General features: G+C 53.8%; 18 protein-coding genes and 1 pseudogene. 12 read left to right on the top strand and 7 right to left on the bottom strand.

From position 1 onward, the window contains the following. The first annotated feature begins 2 nt into the window (after nt 1-2). On the top strand, nt 3-983 hold the full coding sequence (locus GOW31_RS17125; RefSeq protein WP_171171733.1) for a GTP-binding protein: 981 nt from the start codon (nt 3-5) through the stop codon (nt 981-983). A gap of 472 nt (nt 984-1,455) precedes the next feature. On the opposite strand, the gene GOW31_RS17120 is transcribed toward GOW31_RS17125, so the two are convergent. Then, nucleotides 1,456-1,659 (bottom strand): hypothetical protein, encoded by a 204-nt coding sequence (locus GOW31_RS17120; protein WP_171171731.1) that lies wholly within the window; start codon nt 1,657-1,659, stop codon nt 1,456-1,458. Nucleotides 1,660-1,722: 63 nt separating this feature from the next. Between GOW31_RS17120 and GOW31_RS17115 the strand changes: the two genes are divergently transcribed. From GOW31_RS17115 to GOW31_RS17105, 3 genes are all read left to right on the top strand, one after another. Beyond that, nucleotides 1,723-2,016 carry a hypothetical protein gene (locus tag GOW31_RS17115; protein WP_171171729.1) on the top strand — a complete coding sequence of 98 codons (294 nt, stop codon included), beginning with the start codon at nt 1,723-1,725 and terminating at the stop codon, nt 2,014-2,016. 223 nt (nt 2,017-2,239) lie between these two features. Then, on the top strand, nt 2,240-2,692 hold the full coding sequence (locus GOW31_RS17110) for a TspO/MBR family protein (RefSeq protein ID WP_171171727.1): 453 nt from the start codon (nt 2,240-2,242) through the stop codon (nt 2,690-2,692). A gap of 50 nt (nt 2,693-2,742) precedes the next feature. Beyond that, nucleotides 2,743-3,258 carry a CIA30 family protein gene (locus GOW31_RS17105; RefSeq protein ID WP_253284012.1) on the top strand — a complete coding sequence of 172 codons (516 nt, stop codon included), beginning with the start codon at nt 2,743-2,745 and terminating at the stop codon, nt 3,256-3,258. A 104-nt stretch (nt 3,259-3,362) separates the two neighbouring features. Here the strand turns inward: GOW31_RS17105 and GOW31_RS17100 are convergent, their stop codons facing one another. Next, nucleotides 3,363-4,673 (bottom strand): phospholipase D family protein, encoded by a 1,311-nt coding sequence (locus tag GOW31_RS17100; protein ID WP_254441749.1) that lies wholly within the window; start codon nt 4,671-4,673, stop codon nt 3,363-3,365. Nucleotides 4,674-5,154: 481 nt separating this feature from the next. Here GOW31_RS17100 and GOW31_RS22300 point away from each other — a divergent pair. Continuing rightward, nucleotides 5,155-5,307: pseudogene (locus GOW31_RS22300) on the top strand (adenylate/guanylate cyclase domain-containing protein); the annotation flags it as partial. Nucleotides 5,308-5,515: 208 nt separating this feature from the next. Here the strand turns inward: GOW31_RS22300 and GOW31_RS17090 are convergent. From GOW31_RS17090 to GOW31_RS17075, 4 genes are all read right to left on the bottom strand, one after another. Beyond that, nucleotides 5,516-7,453 (bottom strand): DUF3604 domain-containing protein, encoded by a 1,938-nt coding sequence (locus GOW31_RS17090; RefSeq protein WP_171171721.1) that lies wholly within the window; start codon nt 7,451-7,453, stop codon nt 5,516-5,518. A gap of 165 nt (nt 7,454-7,618) precedes the next feature. Continuing rightward, nucleotides 7,619-8,296, bottom strand: a complete 678-nt coding sequence (locus GOW31_RS22295; protein ID WP_171120699.1) for a GntR family transcriptional regulator — start codon at nt 8,294-8,296, stop codon at nt 7,619-7,621. Continuing rightward, entirely contained in the window at nt 8,293-9,324 is a 1,032-nt protein-coding gene (locus GOW31_RS17080) for a Gfo/Idh/MocA family protein (protein ID WP_171171719.1), read from the bottom strand. The genes GOW31_RS22295 and GOW31_RS17080 overlap by 4 nt, the downstream gene beginning before the upstream one ends. After that, nucleotides 9,321-10,409 carry an isocitrate/isopropylmalate dehydrogenase family protein gene (locus GOW31_RS17075; RefSeq protein WP_171171717.1) on the bottom strand — a complete coding sequence of 363 codons (1,089 nt, stop codon included), beginning with the start codon at nt 10,407-10,409 and terminating at the stop codon, nt 9,321-9,323. Before GOW31_RS17075 ends, GOW31_RS17080 begins: the two co-directional genes overlap by 4 nt. Nucleotides 10,410-10,545: 136 nt before the next feature. On the opposite strand from GOW31_RS17075, the gene GOW31_RS17070 reads away from it, so the two are divergent. The 7 genes from GOW31_RS17070 to otnC are packed head-to-tail and all read left to right on the top strand — an operon-like array spanning nt 10,546 to nt 16,869. Further along, nucleotides 10,546-11,553, top strand: a complete 1,008-nt coding sequence (locus GOW31_RS17070) for a tripartite tricarboxylate transporter substrate binding protein (RefSeq protein WP_171171715.1) — start codon at nt 10,546-10,548, stop codon at nt 11,551-11,553. A gap of 57 nt (nt 11,554-11,610) precedes the next feature. Beyond that, on the top strand, nt 11,611-12,360 hold the full coding sequence (locus tag GOW31_RS17065) for a hypothetical protein (protein ID WP_171171713.1): 750 nt from the start codon (nt 11,611-11,613) through the stop codon (nt 12,358-12,360). 4 nt (nt 12,361-12,364) lie between these two features. After that, nucleotides 12,365-13,876 (top strand): tripartite tricarboxylate transporter permease, encoded by a 1,512-nt coding sequence (locus GOW31_RS17060; RefSeq protein ID WP_171171711.1) that lies wholly within the window; start codon nt 12,365-12,367, stop codon nt 13,874-13,876. Next, a complete protein-coding gene (locus tag GOW31_RS17055) occupies nt 13,876-14,163 on the top strand; it encodes a putative quinol monooxygenase (RefSeq protein ID WP_171171709.1) in 288 nt (95 codons plus the stop codon). Before GOW31_RS17060 ends, GOW31_RS17055 begins: the two co-directional genes overlap by 1 nt. Then, nucleotides 14,160-14,957, top strand: a complete 798-nt coding sequence (locus tag GOW31_RS17050; protein WP_171171708.1) for an N-acyl homoserine lactonase family protein — start codon at nt 14,160-14,162, stop codon at nt 14,955-14,957. Before GOW31_RS17055 ends, GOW31_RS17050 begins: the two co-directional genes overlap by 4 nt. After that, complete coding sequence (gene otnK / locus GOW31_RS17045; RefSeq protein WP_171171706.1) at nt 14,954-16,231, top strand: 3-oxo-tetronate kinase; 1,278 nt, start codon at nt 14,954-14,956, stop codon at nt 16,229-16,231. The genes GOW31_RS17050 and otnK overlap by 4 nt, the downstream gene beginning before the upstream one ends. Further along, nucleotides 16,228-16,869, top strand: coding sequence for a 3-oxo-tetronate 4-phosphate decarboxylase (gene otnC / locus GOW31_RS17040; protein ID WP_171171704.1), 642 nt, complete (start codon nt 16,228-16,230; stop codon nt 16,867-16,869). Before otnK ends, otnC begins: the two co-directional genes overlap by 4 nt. A 234-nt stretch (nt 16,870-17,103) precedes the next feature. On the opposite strand, the gene GOW31_RS22290 is transcribed toward otnC, so the two are convergent. Further along, complete coding sequence (locus tag GOW31_RS22290) at nt 17,104-17,430, bottom strand: transposase (RefSeq protein WP_371813784.1); 327 nt, start codon at nt 17,428-17,430, stop codon at nt 17,104-17,106. Nucleotides 17,431-17,546 lie beyond the last annotated feature (116 nt).

The following is a 17,546-nucleotide window of genomic DNA, read 5'->3' as shown; positions in this document are numbered from 1 at the left end:
CGATGATTGAATTTGGTTCGACTTCTGCGATCCCCGTCACGATCCTTACCGGCTTTCTAGGAGCCGGTAAGACAACACTTTTGAACCGCATCCTGACAGGCAATCACGGGTTGCGGGTTGCGGTTCTGGTGAATGACTTTGGATCAATAAACGTTGACGCTGACTTAGTAGTCGGTCTCGAAGATGATGTGATGAGTCTGGCAAATGGCTGCGTTTGCTGCTCGATCCGAGATGATCTGATCGAAACGGTGGAAGCCGTTCTCGCCCGGCCTGAGAAACCGGAATACATCGTCCTTGAAGCAAGCGGAGTGTCGGACCCGTCATCAATTGCGATGACATTCACCGATCAGAAGTTTCGGGACATGATCCGCTTGGACAGCCTCATGTGCCTGGTCGATGCGGAACAGCTATTTTCTGCGCCGGAGCAAATGGAACTGAAGCTCCGTCAAATCGCGTTCTCGGACATGGTTATTTTGAACAAGGTCGACCTCGTCGACAGGGCGGCTGTTCAAAGGGTGCACGATTGGCTTGGGTCTCGCTTCCGTCGATATCGCCTGGTCGAAGCTGTCAATGCCGACGTCCCACTGGATATACTTCTTTCCGTTGGTCGCTTTGCCGCCGAACAGCTCGAAACAGCGATACCCGATCATCACGAACACGGACCAGATTGTGGTTGCCGCCACTCTGATCACTCGGACAGTTTCTCAACAACCATGATGAAAGCTGAACGCCCGATAAGCCTATCTTCTCTCCGGAACGCAATTCGGAAGCTTCCGGGCGATGTCTATCGCCTCAAGGGTTTTGTTTTTAGCGAGGAAGACCCGGATCATCGCATTCTCGTTCAGGTCGTTGGAAAACGTATGGACATCGCAAGGGATGCGGCATGGGGCCACCGAAAACGCGAAACAAGGCTTGTTGCAATAGGTGCACCGGGAGCCCTTTCGGAATACGAGCTTTCCGATGCGTTGTTGGCGACCGTATAGCGGCAAGTTCAACCAAACTTGCTTGCGTGTGCTTCTTAAAGTCCAACTCGTAACTGCTCGTAAGCCCGCAGCGCCGAGGATCAAATGCAGCGCCGAGGACCAAATAAGAAGAAACACCTGATTGCAGATACAGATTAGGGAATTCGTTCAAGCGATCACATGGCCCACACCTGCCACTGCGTTTGTATTATCGGGCACGGTTGCATGCGCGCAGGACGTCTCAGGTCCAGAACTTGACGATGCAGCCCCGGAACCCGGATTGCCGAGTACAGCCGGAGGACAAGATGCCGAGTTGTTTTCTGCTTTCCACGGGCCCGAGGCGTTACCTCGGGTCGCAAATCTCCTTTTCTGGGGTTCTAGGGGCAAAGACAGGATGCCTATATTTTTCAACCGAGGAAAATCTGGAAGCCATGCAGCGGGTGACGTCAGTGTTTTAACAAAGTCAGGCGAGGTCGGAACAAAGCACTGCGCGTCAGTGTTGCACGCCAATGTTCCCGGTGAATTGCGTGCGGCGCTTCTCATCAGGGACTTTGGGAGCGATTCCGACGATCCACCCGTGGCAGTCGAAGTTATTGGCCACCTGCATTTCATCGAGGCCGCACTTGATCTCCGAGGCGCGATTGTAGCCGTAACTTCGAAAGCAATTATTGGCTGAACCACGATAGGCAAAAGGCATTAATCTGATCCAAGACACCCGCCGAGGCGTATTTATCAAGTACCTCTTAACAAGGAGAAAAGAATGCTTCCACCCAGCATTATCGCTGCGACCCTTGGGTTTTTCGCAGCCACTTCGCTTCAAGCTGGTGTTCAAATTCGCTTCGTAGAGGGCGCACCAAAGGATCGTTTTGTTCTGACAAATGTCGGAACTTGCGACGTCGTAGCCTCGACCGTCAAAATTGACTTGTCGCAATCTGCAGGACGCTTGATTTTCGACGTTACCGAAAAAGGCGCGGGCGTAGAGGTTTTTCAACCTCTCGAATTCGTTGAAGGTGCTGATGCACTGCGTCAGTTTCCTTCGGTCGTCGACGGGTAAAATACAATTGAACTTGAGATCACCTCCCTCGCGGCAGGGGAACAACTCGCTTTTACCATCGATGTAGATGACACCATTGGGCAACGCGAAATCACTGTTTCTGGGTCGGAGATCGAGGGCGCCATGGTGTCATATACTGCCTCGGATGAGACCAATACTGCGACCTTCTCTTCCGAAGCGTTCGTCAACGTGATGACCAAGGATTGCTGAGAGCTGCCCGGCAATGTCGAACTGGTTGATCCGCATAGCATTTCTTGCTCTCATGCTCGGAGGCGGCATCCTGATCGGGATACTAACCGCACCCGGTGATTGGTATGCGCAACTTTCTAAACCTGCTTTCAATCCACCAAATTGGATTTTTGGCCCGGTTTGGACGGCGCTTTATGTTTTGATCGCGATGGCGGGCTGGCGCCAGTTCGAAGCAGACCGGAGCTCGGCCGCCATGAAGTTGTGGTGGGCGCAGATGGGGCTGAACTTTTTGTGGTCACCAACCTTTTTCGTACTGCAAATGCCGTGGGTTGCCTTTGTGGTCATTGTTGCGTTGCTGGCTGTCATCTTCGTGTTCATCGCTCGGGTGAGGAACTCGGATCCAGTCTCCGCGCTGGCCTTCCTGCCGTATTGTGCATGGGTCGCATTTGCCACGGCGCTTAATCTTTCTATTGCGATACTGAACTGAGAAGGAACAACATGCGTGCCAACTTCTTTGGGCTTTTTTCGGGGCTTGTTATGCTCGGATCTACAATGGCACAGGCTGATGAAAACCTTGCTGAGGACTTTTCCAAGTCTCCGGAGACGCGTTGGGACTATGTTGCGGACACAGTCATGGGAGGCGTCTCTTCAGGGAAAGTGCAGTTTCGTAAGGAAGGTGATGTCGCATTCGCGCATCTGACCGGAACCGTTAGTACAAAAAACAACGGCGGCTTCATCCAGTTTCGACACAAGTTGCCTGATCGGCCCGATGCGGGCGTATCGGGCGTAAGGCTGTTGGTCCGGGGTAACGGCGAGCAATACTTTGTTCACCTCAGGACACGTGGCACCGTGCTTCCTTGGCAATACTACCAGGCCGAGTTTCCAACTTCAGAAGACTGGACCGAAGTCTCTTTGCCTTTGTCAGCCTTCAAGGCTTCAGGTGCCATGTTGCGCGCTATTCCCGTCGCTGACGAAATCACCTCGGTTGGAGTTGTAGCCTATGGGCGCGATCACGAGGCCCGTGTGGATGTCAGCGAGATTGGGTTTTACTGAAGGTCGCCCGGGCGATGGCCAGAAATACGTCTGGGCGTCCCCCTTTCGGTGTAGCCGCGCCCCCAAAAAGGGCGACATGCCATCAGATTATTTGTCAAAAAGACCTAAAGCTGCGACCCAATTGGCAAAATACTCAGGAAACCGGAAACTATGTGATCCCAGGCTGATCCTGTCGGCTCGGATTCATATTCAAGGACGTTGCCATCATCATCTCTTGTCGTCCATCTAAGCTGGCCAGCTTGCTCGAGTGTGACGTGATATGTGTATGCGGGCAGCGCGTCGTCTAAGGCACCCATCGTCTGTGCAGTCAATGCTGGCGAGTCAATCAGAATTCCCATCTCGGTGTTGATGTTGACAGACCGGGGGTCCCAGTTGAACGACCCTACGAACAAGTATCGGTCATCAACCGCAAATGCCTTGGAGTGTAGGCCTGATCGCGATTGAGCCCAGTTAATCCCGCGGCGTTGAACTTGATAGGCGTCGGGTCGCAGTTCGTAGAGTTCTACTCCACCGCGTAAAAGTGCTCGGCGTTTTTTAGCGTAGTGTGCGTAAACGGGTGCGACGTCGTTAGATGCAAGTGAATTGGTTACGACCTTTACGTCGACCCCGCGCCTCTCGAGTTCGGTCAACCATTTCACACCGTTGTTGCGCGGCACAAAATAGGCGGACACGATATTCACCTCACTGCGGGCATTTTCAAAATACGGAAGCAATTGAGATGCCAGAACGGGGTCTGAACTATCCAGACCCGCCGCTTTTGAAGGTGGATCAGAATATAGTTTCGCAGGCAGCCAATCCAGTGACAGGGCTCCATCTGCGAAGTTCTCTTGTGCTGACTTTCTGAGGGCGGCGCCGTACTGCGTTTGCTTCGCTTCTTCGACCAGTTCCTTCAACCTGCCTCGCGCATCGCTAAGGTCAAATTCTTCGGGTTCCCCAACGACCGCACGCGCCGGAACTGCGAACTCGCTGTTCCAGTAAGAGTCAAAGCTACGCGACACCTCGCGCACAACGGGGCCTGCGGCCAGCACATCCAGATCAGCGTAGTTCATTTCTTGCCGTGCCAGAAAGTACTCGGCACCGATGTTTCTTCCACCCACAATCGTGAACACATTGTCTGCCGTCATGGACTTGTTGTGCATTCTTCGATTGATGCGTTTGAAATCTGTGATACCTGCAATCAAAAGGCTCTGATCTCGCCAAAATGGATTGAATAGCCTGATCTCAATATTTTTGTGATTGTCCAACGCGGCCGTCATCGCGTCATAGCTGGACGTGTCCATGTCATCCAGCAACAATCGGACACGAACACCCCGATCTGCTGCCTGCAAAAGACTGGCTGCAAAAAGGTGACCTGTCGGGTCGTTGTGCAGAAGGTAGTATTGCGCGTCTATCGTTCGCTCGGCAGCAGCCGCCAACAGCAGCCGTGAAACAAGCGCTTCTTCTCCATCACTGATCAGCTTGATGCCTGACCGACCGTCTTTGGGGTCCCCAAGGCGATTGGCCGCCTGGCCCAGAGCCGTGCCCGAATTCGCCGGCAGCGCAGCCGATGCTGTCTTTTCATATGTACGGGATTTTGGAGCGCAAGCGACAAGAAACAGCGCGCAACAAACCCCAATCACGAACTTCCATTGCGCCATAGGTTTCCTCCAACCGTATGCCCTAAGTGACTACGCCGGACCATGCGATGGCAAGTTTGTTCTATGACGCCTGAGGTTGTTTCGTTTGTAAGTGTTGATTTCGCATACCAGCAATGGCGGAATTGTCAGTCTGATGCTGGGCGACGGTTTCGGAGTTCCGCAGCCACCGCCGAACTTTGCGCAAAGCTCAGTGTAGGAAGGACATCAAATGCATAACATGATTGAGATGTAAGTTCACGAGCGGCGCTCAGAAGGGAAAAGTGACCTGAAAATCAGCATCGGAATAGCGACTGGCGAAGTCGTCGCGGGCTATGCCGGTACGGATAATTGGGCGACGTATACTTGTATCGGATCGACCGTAAACCTTGCTGCTTACCTTGGGACAGAGACGCAGAAAACCGGAAGCCTTTAATTGATTGATCAAGAAGTCTTCGATCTGTCGGTGGCGGCCTATGTGTTGGACACATTTGGTGGAACCATGATCAAGGGTTTCTCCGATCCATTCGGCATCCATGCACTATGACCAATCGAGCGACCTCAAAAAAGGCTGAAATACTTGAAGTATTCGACGCAGTGTATGAGGGCCAAGAGCGAAAAGCAGAACAGTCAGCAAGTTCGGACTATTGGTCAGGTGCGTACCAAATTGGCGAAGTGTATGCGCGTTCCTGCGCTGTCAATGGGACATTGTCTGGCATTTGTATTCCAAACTTAACGGCATCATACGCCGTCCAGCGGGGTGTCGGAATTTCGATCACTCGGGCGTAGTAAAACGCGCTTTCTGACGGATCAAAGTCGGGATCTTGCCACACGGTTCCCAACTCAGAAGCACCTATCGTGTTGGTCCACGAGGGGATTGAAAGATTAACTGTGGTGCCTACGGATGGCAGCTTACCAGCGGCATCTGGTTCGCGGGAACCGGACCAGGCCACGTCGTAGACTTTTTCCCGTTGCTCTCCATCTGCATCTAACCAACCCTTTATGATCTGGATTCGATCCAAGTTTGCTCCCATCGGATCACGAAGCGCGTATACCAGAAAAGTAGGAGAGCCTTCCCCAGGGCCAAGATCGCCACCCATCGGCACACCTTTGGTGTATCCTACAAGCGCCAAGTCCCGCCGCAAGGCATCCTCTTCGGTAAAAGTATATCCACCGAACATACGGACGCGCATTCGGGGACCTGTTGTTGCGTAAGTTTCACGCCGATGCATCGCATCCCAGATGGCTGTGCGGGAATTCTCCTCGGCCCATACTGCTGTCAGACCGCCGGTAATATATTGCGACGACCGCAGCGCAACAGTCCCGTCAGCATACGTTTTGCTGACATGTTGGCTCCGTTCTTCGCTGGGCTCGTAGCCGGTAAATTTTCCGAAGAAATTGTCGTTGTCAGGGGCGGTCAAACCTGTGTGCGTGTCACTGGCCCCACCCAAACCAAACTTGAAAGGGTTCACCCCAAAAATTTTTTGAAGTGACAGGCCGCGAAGCAACCCGGATCGTGCATATTCGCCGGGCAGCATATCCGCCTCTTTTCGAACCGAAGCATCAAGGTTACCGAAGTCCCACGTTTCGAAGTCAGCAAATTCATCATCAGGTGAAAGGAACGGGTGGGCCTCACCGTCCCCCTTTATCTGGGTTGGTTCATATAGCCTTTCCCACTTGTTTCGCGCTTCTGCGTATGCGGGATCTAACGGCACCCCGTCTGCAAAATCGTCAACGAGCGGGAACATCCAGCCGTTCGATAAGTTTCCATTGTGCGGAATAGCAAGCACACGCCCGCCGGTTGTTTGCTCATAGTTTTCCAGCCACTTCCAAAGATCACGAGGGTTTGGTGAGCCTACCGGGGGCGTCGTTGAATAAGGCAGTATCTGCCTTGTGAGCTCAGGGCCGTCGCGAAATATCACGTTTCGGTGCAAATTGTTCCCTGCAACCAGAGATGTCCATTCATAGGCTATGAAGGTGCTGAACACGCCGGGGTCATTGTACTCCTCCGCGGCATCAATAATGTCGTCCCAAACACGGGCGTAAGCGGGATTGCCGGGTTGATAGTTCAGCGCAGGGGAAACCTGTCCTTGAGCAAATGCCGCGGTAAGCTCAAGCGCAGCTGCCAAGGCGGCTTCCCCACCTTTGTTGAATTCCTCGTGGAAATATCTGCCTTGCTCATCCGCCAGGATGTTGGGTGCACCCCCAATTATGTCGGTGATTGCTCCCATCGCATCCGAATGGTCTGTAATCATGAAGAAATCGAGAGGTATCGAAAGTTTTACTGGTTGACCCGTATTAGAGATTACCTCTTCGCCACGCGCAAACCGATAAGCATCTCGCGGCATGAGGCGTGTCCCGCCGCCGCCAGCGTCCCCGGAAAGACCGGTATGAACGTGGGTGTCTCCAAAATAGACTTGAGTTGGATACGCACGCTCAGCGTAAGGTGAATAAGGGCGACCAGAAGGTCCAGAAAGCCCAGACGGGTTTATTGCTTCCTGAGCAAGGATTGGGTTCCCCAAAATGAGAGCGAGGGGTAAAACATAGCGAAACAACTTTTCCTCCATAATTGGAGGCATCATAACACAACTCCGGTACGGAGTATTTCCGGCCGAGAATAAATGTCTTCTGCACTTGAGGAGTAGACCCTCGGTGAACTTCACCAAATGGCTGCAACGAGCCGGGCGCAGCAAATTATCCCGTGGTCCTAGCGGTTTAATGAACTTTCGAAGAGCCGTCCAAGTGGTTCAAAGGCTGTTGAGCCGATGCTTCTCGAGTATCCCACAAAGCATAGTCTTGGCTTGGAGCCTGTGTTCTCGATGGCGTTCACGCGCCACATCCGGCCGACCTTCACTTATCGCTTGGAAAACAACACGATGATCCTCATTGGATTTGACTGGTAGCGGCCTGATAAACAGTGTCGTTGCGCGTGCGCGACGAACCTGGTCGCTCATCATGGCCACAATCGCTTCGACCCGTTTGTTGCCACCTAAACGCACGAGTTCCTGATGAAACAGCTCATCGGCCTCTGCCCAGGCTTCAAGGTCTTCGGCGTCGATGGCTTGGTCCATCTTTGCAATCGATCCAGCAAGTACCGACAGTTCATCATCTGAATAACCTGCTTCGGCTGCGCGCTGTGCTGCGAGACTCTCGAGTTCCGTCAATATGTCGTAAATTTCACGCATATCATCGGATGAAACAGGCAGTATCCGCACGCCCTTCCGGGGCCGCATTTCCAGCAAACCCTTACTTTCCAACATCAGCGCAGCTTCCCGTATCGGGGTGCGGGACATGCCAAGGGTCTCGGCGAGTTCCGATTCCAGATGGTCAGTTCCGGCCGCAAGTTCGCCGGATAGGATCATCCGCCGCAAATCCCTTACTGCACGTTGTGTATTGGAAAGAGTTTTTGCGTCCTGATCCTTCACGGCGTCTCCAGGTTGATCTTTCGTCCCTCCGCAGCCGAGAGATAGATTTTCTCTTCTATGCGGATCACATCCAAATATTCTCGGGCCGTGTTTTCCAACAGCGTGCCCCGTAGAAGGCCCGAAATGACGTGACTTTGCAAGGCGTGGACACAGTCTCCTCCAAATCCTTCGTGATCGCTCGGAGGTAGAATCTGCTGTCGCTCCTGTTTTCCAAAAGCGCGCAGTTCAACTGAACCGTCGCCGTTAAGAACCAGCGATCCTTTCGTTCCTTCAATAAGCGCTTCGCCCATGGTTTGGCGCAGGTTTTCGGCACTGTGATCAAGGCACCTGTTCCCGTCGAACAGAGCTTTCAAGCCGTTGGGGTGATCAAACAAGATGTAACCTGCATCCTCGCCTGCGATAACGGGGTTCACTCGACGCAGGTCGGCATAAACCGCGCTGGGCGCCCCGAACAAAAAACGGAACGTGTCTACCCAGTGAACCGCTGTTTCATGAACGAGGAAACGCGGCATGTCCTGAAAGTAGGGCTGCCGGTCAAGATAGGCGCGTGGTCCCTGTCCGTCGCCGGGCCGAAGCCGGAAAGTCGCTTGTAGAGGCGTTCCAATTCGACCTTCAGCCATCGCTTCCTTGATTGCGCGGTACCAAGGCTGGAAACGAAAGTTCTCGTGTACGACAATAGTTGCGCCAACCTCATCTGCTTCGGAAACAACCTCCTCCGCTTCACCCAGAGACAAGCAAAATGGCTTTTGGCAGATCAGCCACTTGATACCAAACCGCAGTGCCGTGCGGATGGCCTCGGCCTGCGCCACAGGAGGAAGGATGATGTCCACGAGATCTGGTTCTTCTGCCTCCAACATTTTCGACAGATCATCATAAGCCGCCAGCCCTGTTTCCCTCGCTTTTTTGATATCACGGTTGCAGGATGCAACTGGAACAGCGCCAGGCATTCTTGACCAGCTTTCGTAGTGGAACTTGCTGAAGTATCCCGCACCTACACACGCGACCCGAATGGCTTCTTTAGTACTCATGCCGGCAATGCTTCCAATACCGCTGAGGCTGCTTCCTGAGTTCCAGCTTTGCCGCCCAAGTCTCGCGTCAGGTTTTGACCGTTCGCCACCACCTTTTCTACGGCCTCGCGCAATCGAGCGCCGTCGCTGGACAGTTCCGGGTGATCATGGGTCAAACCCAACCATTCAAGCATCATTGCCGCGGACAGGAACATTGCAAAAGGGTTGGCAACACCCTGTCCCGCAATGTCCGGAGCGGAGCCGTGGCAGGGTTGGAACACGGCGTGGTTCAATCCGATATCTGCTGAAGGAGCCAGTCCAAGACCGCCCATAAGACCTGCACCAAGGTCAGAGAGGATATCTCCGAACATATTCTCAGTTACCAAAACATCGAATTCCCAAGGCTTCTGGACCATCCAGAGGGCGGTCGCATCAACATAAGCATGGTCTGCTTGTAAATCGGGATGGCGTGCGGCCTCGGCGTCAAAGATTGATCTGAAGAATGCAAAGGCGCGGAATACATTGGCTTTGTCGACACAGGTTACTCGTCCCGGGCCGCGACCGGACGCCTTGCGGTTGTTGGCGAGATCAAACGCAAAGCAGAATAGCTTTTCGGATACCTCTCGGGTGATCAGCAGGGTTTCACGCGCCTCATCTTCCGTGACTTCGCCCGTTCCTTGGGTGAAGAACAACCCTTCAGTGCTTTCACGAATCAAAACAAAATCGATCTCTTTTCCGGGAGGCAGCGCCAAGGGGGTCATTTGTCCGCTGCTTACCTTTACCGGACGCACGCCAGCAAAAAGGCCAAGCTGCTTTCGCAGGTCTATCTGAGGAGAAATCTCGGTTCCGTCAGGATATCGAACATCCGGTAAACCCATTGCTGACAGCAGAATCGCGTCGGCCTTGCGTGCAGTTTCGAGTGATCCTGTTGGGAAAGATTCTCCAGTTTTGGCGTAGTGGCCTGCGCCTGCTGGTGCGTCTGTAAACGCCAGCTCGTAGGTGGGATTGCCGCGAGAGAGATGGCGCAAAATTTCAAGCGTAGGCGCCATAATTTCCGGGCCGATCCCGTCCCCGTGGAAAACCGCGATATCGTAAGTCTTTTTCATTTTGGCCCGCTTCCTTCCCGTTTTGCATTCATAGCGCGATAGCAGCTTCCACTACAGTCCGTTGACAATGCATTCTTTAATGTATACGCAAATAAATGCAACAATAAACGCGAAGTTGTTTTGGGAGGACTTGGAAATGAAACTAAAGCTAGGGCGGTTAGCGGCCGCAGCCGTGATGGCGACCGGGATCGCAGGGGCAACTGCCGCGCAGGATTATCCCTATCTTGATATCACCACAGCTGTGGTCTGGGGGGCCGGTGGCGGCACGGACACGATTAACCGAATGATCATGGCCGAGATGGAAAAACACCTTCCGGTCTCGATCAATGTTATCAATCAAACAGGTGGGGTCGCAGGCTCCAACGGCATGGTCTATGTCATGAACCAACCAGACGATGGTTATACATTGGTCGGGCTGTCAGAGTCGAACGTCACCGCTGCTGTGCAGGGTGGGTGGGACAAGAAATTTGATTTTTGGTACCCGTTCATTGTTGGCGGATCACCTGATCTGATCTCGGTTCCAGCGGACAGCCCTTACAATACGCTGGAAGAACTGGTCGACGCTGCCAAAGCTGCCCCTGGCACTATTCCAGCGGCGGCTTCCGGTGCGGGTTCGATCCACCACTTGAACCTTCTGGCCATCGAAAAAGGGTCCGGTGCAGAATTCAAATTTGTTCCATACAAAGGCTCAGCACCCGGGCAGGAAGCGGCGATAGCGGGTGAAGTTGCGTTGGTTGTGACTTCACTGGCTGAACAGGCTCCGTTGATTGAGGGCGGTCAACTTAAACCGCTCGCAATGTTGACGCCCGAAGATGCGCAGATTGCAGGCACAACAGTGCCATCTGCCTTTGGCATCTATGACGGGCTCGACCAGTATCTGCCGCTCAAACAGGCCATCGGGTTTGCAGTTCACAGTTCAGCCGGAGATGACGTAAAGGCTGCGCTTGGCGCTGCGTTCGAGCAGGCGATTGCGTCCGACACCGTCGCTGAATGGGCTGCGGCAAACAAATACGATGTCGGCGGTCAGCACGGCGAAGAAGCTCAAGAATTGTTTGCGAACCTTGAGGCTACCTTTGCCTATACCTTGCAGGACCTTGGTGCTGCCACTGTCGATCCGGCCTCGCTGGGTATCGAGAAGCCCTAATCCGATCAATTTTGAAAGGGCGCGTTCGATCGCGCCTTTTCCTGAAGGAGGCAGGCCATGGACAAACCTGACGAAACACTGATCCTGCGGACGCGCGATTTTTGGGCAGCGATTGCTCTTATCACAGTGTCCGTCTTTTTCCTTTGGAAGACATTGGACATTCCACTTTGGGGTGAAAACCGCGCCGGTGTAAGTGGATCGGACTGGTACAACTCGGCTGCAATTGTACCGTTATTCATCTTCGGCGGGATACTTGTTCTTTCCTTCGTTTTGCTGGCTATTTCGGTCCGTTCGGGCGGAGCTCAAAACGCGTTCAGTGCCTTGGGGATTGGATGGGATAAGTGCGAAGCCTACCGTGCTTCAACAATAGGCCTGATCCTTCTTGCATATGTCGTCGGGCTGGTTCCCCGAGTGGACTTCATTTTGTGCTCTGGGTTGCTGATCACGGCTTTGACTTACGGCTACTACGGGGGTCATGCGCGGCGTGCTTTGGTGGCATGTGTCGCAGTTGTCGCTGCCGGTTTGTTTGCGTTCGCCGTGTTTCCTGCTCAGGCGGATTGGAATGAACACGGTGATGATTGGTTTACCTTGGCCGTTTGGGTCACGCTTACACTTTTGGTGTTGACCAAAGCGGTTAATGAACGCGTTTTGCGGTTCGTTCCAGTGGTGGCGATACTTGCCCCGCTCATCCTTGTAAGCGCGATGGCCTTTGTTTTCCGGCAGAACGTGCCCGCGCGCGGCGGGCTGATCTTCAAGCAAATCGAATACCACTACTACGTGACGCTTCGCCCGCTATGGAAAGATTGATCGGATGGACTTTATCCTTTCGCAACTGGCTGGATTTGGGGCCGCTTTCGTGGGCCTGGCAGTGGACCCGCTGACCTATCTGTACTTGGTCGCATCCGTATTCCTGGGCATCGCATTTGGAGCATTGCCGGGACTTACGGCAACCCTGGCCGTGACGATCCTGACGGGATTCTTCGGCAACAAGATCCCATTGGACTATTCACTCATCGCATTGCTCGGCGCCTATGTTGGCGCGATTTATGGCGGCTCTTACCCGTCTATTCTGCTGAACATTCCGGGCACAGCAGCCAGCGCGGCGACGGCAATGGATGGCTACCCTCTGGCCAAAGCGGGTCGAGGGGGCGAAGCACTAGGGCTCACCACGACGGCCAGTTTCATTGGCACAGTAATCGGGACCATCACGCTTTTGATTTTCGTCTGGGCGCTGCTTTTGGTTTCAAAGAACATCGCAAGCCCGGAGAAAGCTTTGCTGGCCCTGTTCGGCATTCTGCTTTCTGGCACTTTAATGAGCGAAGACTTGGTGATTAAGGGATGGATCGCCGGTCTGATCGGGCTTGCGATGTCCATGGTGGGGCTTGACCCTCTGTTGTCTGAACCGCGCTATACTTTCGGCTGGTCTTACCTGATGAGCGGATTTCAGGTCGTGCCAGTTTTAATGGGTGCCTTTGCGATCCCCCAAATCATTGATGGTTTGAGGCACGTTGAGGCCGGGAAAGTTCTGGCCCTGAAAGGCCGCATTCTTCCGAACCTTCGCTCCATCCGGCGCTACCTGCCCACCATAGGCCGGTCAGGAGTGATTGGGACCGGGGTAGGAGCGCTTCCTGGCGTGGGCGAAGATGTCGCCGGTTGGGTCAGTTACGGTGTCGGTAAGACCGTATCTGCCGAGGGCGACAAGTTTGGAAAAGGGTCATTGGAAGGTCTGCTGTGCTCTGAAACAGCAAACAACGCCTGCATTGGGGGCGCGCTAATCCCACTCTTGGTTTTGGGTATTCCCGGTTCACCACCCGCCGCGGCTTTGATGGGGGCTTTCAAGATCAACAACGTGATCCCAGGTCCGACGATAGACCCCGAGATTATTCTGCGTGTGGTTGCAATCTTGGTGCTGGCCTCCCTGACAATGTTCTTGATGGGGCTTTTCACCGCTCGGGTCTTTATCAAAATACTCGCCATCCCGCAGACCATCTTCTTGCCCGTTGTAATGGTTCTGACAACAATTGGGTCTTTCAGTGTTGGTGGTGGCATCAATGATCTTTACCTGATGCTTGGCGTCGGCGCCGTTGCCTATTTCATGAACCTGATGAAGTACCCAATCGCGCCATTGGTGATCGGGGTTATTCTGGGCAGCCTGTTTGACGAAACCTTCCGCCGGTCGCTGTTCTTGTCGGACGGGGATCTTTCGGTCTTCTTTTCACGACCCGGTGCGGCCATTCTGCTGGTGCTCAACATTGGTCTGATCCTCAGCCAACTGCCTGTCGCGAAGCGCGCTTTCTCACGCCTAAAAGGAATTTCTGTCTGATGTTTGCGGTTACTGTCACCTTCACTCTCAAGCCCGGTACGACAGACACCTTTTTACCGCTGATGGTCGAAAACGCTTCAACCTCTCTGCGTGAAGAACCCGGATGCCATCAGTTTGACGTTTGCCTCGGTGACGATCCCGAGACGGTGTTCCTCTACGAGGTTTATGAGGACGCTGCCGCGTTCGGCGTTCACCTCGAAAGCCCGCATTTCAAGTCCTTCGATGCTGCGGTGGCTGATATGATAGAAGCCAAAGCTGTTCACCAGTACTCCGAGGTCATCCGATGAACAATTGGGAAATCCACGCCGTCAAATATGCAGATCGCAATGCCCGCACTCGGCGCGATAGCTTCATCTTGGATGACAATCACGACGCGCCTCATGCGATGGATTATTTCGTTTGGGTGCTCAAACGCGGCGACAAAGTCATTCTGGTAGATACTGGTTACGATAGCGGCGAGGCCACTGCCCGGGGTCGTCCCATCGCGATGGACCCTCGCGAGGCTTTGCGGCCCTTAGGTATTTCGCCCGAAGCGGTGACCGATGTCATCGTGACCCATCTTCATTATGACCACGCGGGGGGGCTGCATATGTTCCCTAACGCGAAGTTGCATATGCAATCGGCGGAAATGGCCTTCGCCACGGGCCCCTGTATGTGCCACGATCATCTGCGTGCGCCTTTCTCGGCGGGCCATATTTGCGAGGTCGTAAAGCGTCTCTATTCAGGCCACGTCATATTCTACGACGGAGAAGCCGAGATAGCTGATGGGGTCACGGTGCACTGCATCGGGGGGCATTCGCGCGGGTTGCAATGCGTTCGGGTAAGGACGTCAGGCGGATGGATGGTACTCGCCTCAGATGCCTCGCATTACTACGAGAATTTCATGGCGCGCAAAGCCTTTCCCATCGTCGTCGACCTGCAGGACATGATGGACGGTTTCGAGACGCTCGAGAGGTTGGCTTCGCATCCTCGACTCATAGTGCCCGGCCACGATCCACTTGTGCGCGAGATTTATCCCGTCGGAGCAGCGCCGCATATCCATAGGTTGGATCCAGGGCCGACGAGGGACATCAAATTATGAAGATCGGCGTCATAGCGGACGACTTCACTGGTGCGAGTGATATTGCGAACACCTTGGCAAAGGGCGTTGAGCCGGAAGGTGGGTTACGAACGGCTCAGTTTACAGGCATTCCAACTACCCCGGCGGACGAGGCGATCGAAGCGGGTGTGATCTCTCTCAAAAGCCGCACTGCACCCGTCGATGAAGCCATTGCAGATAGCGTGCGCGCCCTGCGCTGGCTCGCGGATCAAGGATGCGGTCAGTTCATTTTCAAGTATTGCTCGACCTTCGATTCCACGTTGGCGGGAAACATCGGCCCCGTTGCGGAAGCGTTGGCCAATGAACTGAGTGCGCAAAAGGTGGTTTTCTGTCCGGCCTTTCCCACCACGGGGCGTACCGTCTATCAGGGACATCTTTTTGTGCACGGCAAGCTGTTGCACGAGTCTGGGATGGAAAATCATCCTCTTACTCCGATGACGGATGCCAACATCCGGCGATGGTTGCAGCGTCAGACCAAAGAAGCGGTCGGGTTGGTGCCCATTGACGCCGTGAAGCAAGGATCCGAGGCGATTGCTGCTGCTTTGAAAAACGCCGACGAACGATTTGTGATTGGCGATGCGATTTCGGATGAAGATTTGTTGGCCTGGGGCGAAACTCTAAAGGGTGCCAAGCTCATTACTGGGGGATCGGGTATAACACTGGGGTTACCAAGAAACTTCTTGAGAGGGACTTCACCCAATAGTGCTGGCAGTGTGTTCCCCGGTATCACGGGGCCCGAGGCGATCCTTGCAGGGTCTTGCTCAGGCGCTACTCGTGAGCAGATCGATGTTCATGCGAGTTCCCATCCGACCTTCGCAATTGATGTTCCGGGCGTCATTTGCGGAGATGTGACCACGCAAACGCTTTTGGAATTCTTTGAAACGCACTTGGGTCAGGCGCCGCTCGCATATTCGTCGGGAAACCCGGAAGATGTGCGCGCGATCCAAAACCAATTTGGTCAGGAAGAAGTAGCGGAAAAGCTGGACAATCTCTTTGCAGACACCGCGCGAGAACTTGTCCTGACGGGGTATAAGCGATTGGTGGTGGCAGGAGGGGAGACGTCGGGCGCTGTCGCCAAAGCCGTGTCTGCGGCACTGGGGTCTCCTGCCATGTCGGTTGGGCCAGAGATTGACCCGGGCGTGCCGGTCCTGAGCGTTGGAAAAACCGAACCCATCGCGCTGGCGTTGAAGTCTGGAAACTTTGGCGCTCCGAACTTCTTTTTGAAGGCTCTCAGAATGATGGAGGCAGGCACATGAAATCTGAAGAATTGGTATTGCGGCAGCAGATGTCGGATTTATGTGCCTCGCTGTTTGAGCGTGGATTTTCCGTCGGCACTGCGGGCAATGTCTCCGCTCGTCTACACGACGGTATCCTGATGACTCCAACCAACTCAACTTTAGGAGTTATAAATCCCGAGCGCATTGCCAAGATTGATTTGGATGGAAACCACGTCTCTGGCGACAACCCGACCAAAGAGGTTTTCCTGCATCAAGCCTTCTATGAAACGCGGCCAGAAACGGGCGCCGTGGTTCATCTGCATTCGACCTGGGCCACCGCCCTGTCGTGTCTGGAAGACATCAACCCAGATGATTGTATTCCTCCGTTGACGCCGTACGTGGTGATGCGCGTCGGCACGGTCAAACTTGTTCCATACGTCAAGCCGGGTGATCCGAAATCTGGTGACCTGATCCGCGAATTGAGCGGTAAATACAGTGCTGTACTGTTGGCCAACCACGGACCCGTAGTCTCGGGAAAGGATCTTTTCTCAGCGGTCTGTGCAGCAGAAGAGTTGGAAGAAACGGCCAAGTTGCTCGTGGCACTGCGGGGTATGCCAACCCGAACGTTGGATGCAGAACAAGTCGCAGAACTCAAAGAGACATTCGGAGGGATTTAATCCAACGCAAAATACTGACTTTGCAGACTTTTGGGCAAATCGTGCAGGGCTATGGGCGTTAAACTTGAGTTTAATGAACGGAATCTATGGCAAGAAAGCCGGGTTGTGAGGCACCTAAGCCCGGTGTGGCTTATCAATTGCGGGCGTTCTTTGCTGGCCGAATGCAAATACTGCACCGGACTCCGACTAACGCTTATGTTCTCAATGTCTCATTTCTCACGGGTGACCGGAACTTCAGTTTAGATGACAGATAATAGATTTCGGCGGAGCGTGCGGTTCAAATACAGGGGTTTTTTTGATGAACTGTGGGCGGAACTTGCGGCCTAGCTGCTTCTTCAGCCGCCGGTTCTCGGAATCCAAAGTACGCAGCTTCTCGTCAGACAGTTCCATGCCGCCATACTTCGATTTGTATTTGTGGAAGGTGCTCTGGCTGATCCCAAAGTGCTTGTAAACATCCCCGTCTTCTCGCAGGCTTCTTGTTCGTTGATCATCTGAATGATCTGTTCGCCGATGAATCCCACGTGCACTTGTCCGTCCTTTAGTTGACCAGACTCTACGCAAAACTGGAGGAGATTTACGGGCTCAGGTCATGTCCTGAAGAAACACAAAAGTCTTGATCTGACCAAATCCCGGCGGCAGCATTGACCTGCGTTGTTCGAAAAATGGGGATACCGTTT

The sequence above is a fragment of the Ruegeria sp. HKCCA0370 genome (genome assembly GCF_013033705.1).
Taxonomy (GTDB): domain Bacteria; phylum Pseudomonadota; class Alphaproteobacteria; order Rhodobacterales; family Rhodobacteraceae; genus Ruegeria.
This window is presented reverse-complemented; position numbering and strand designations above follow the sequence as displayed.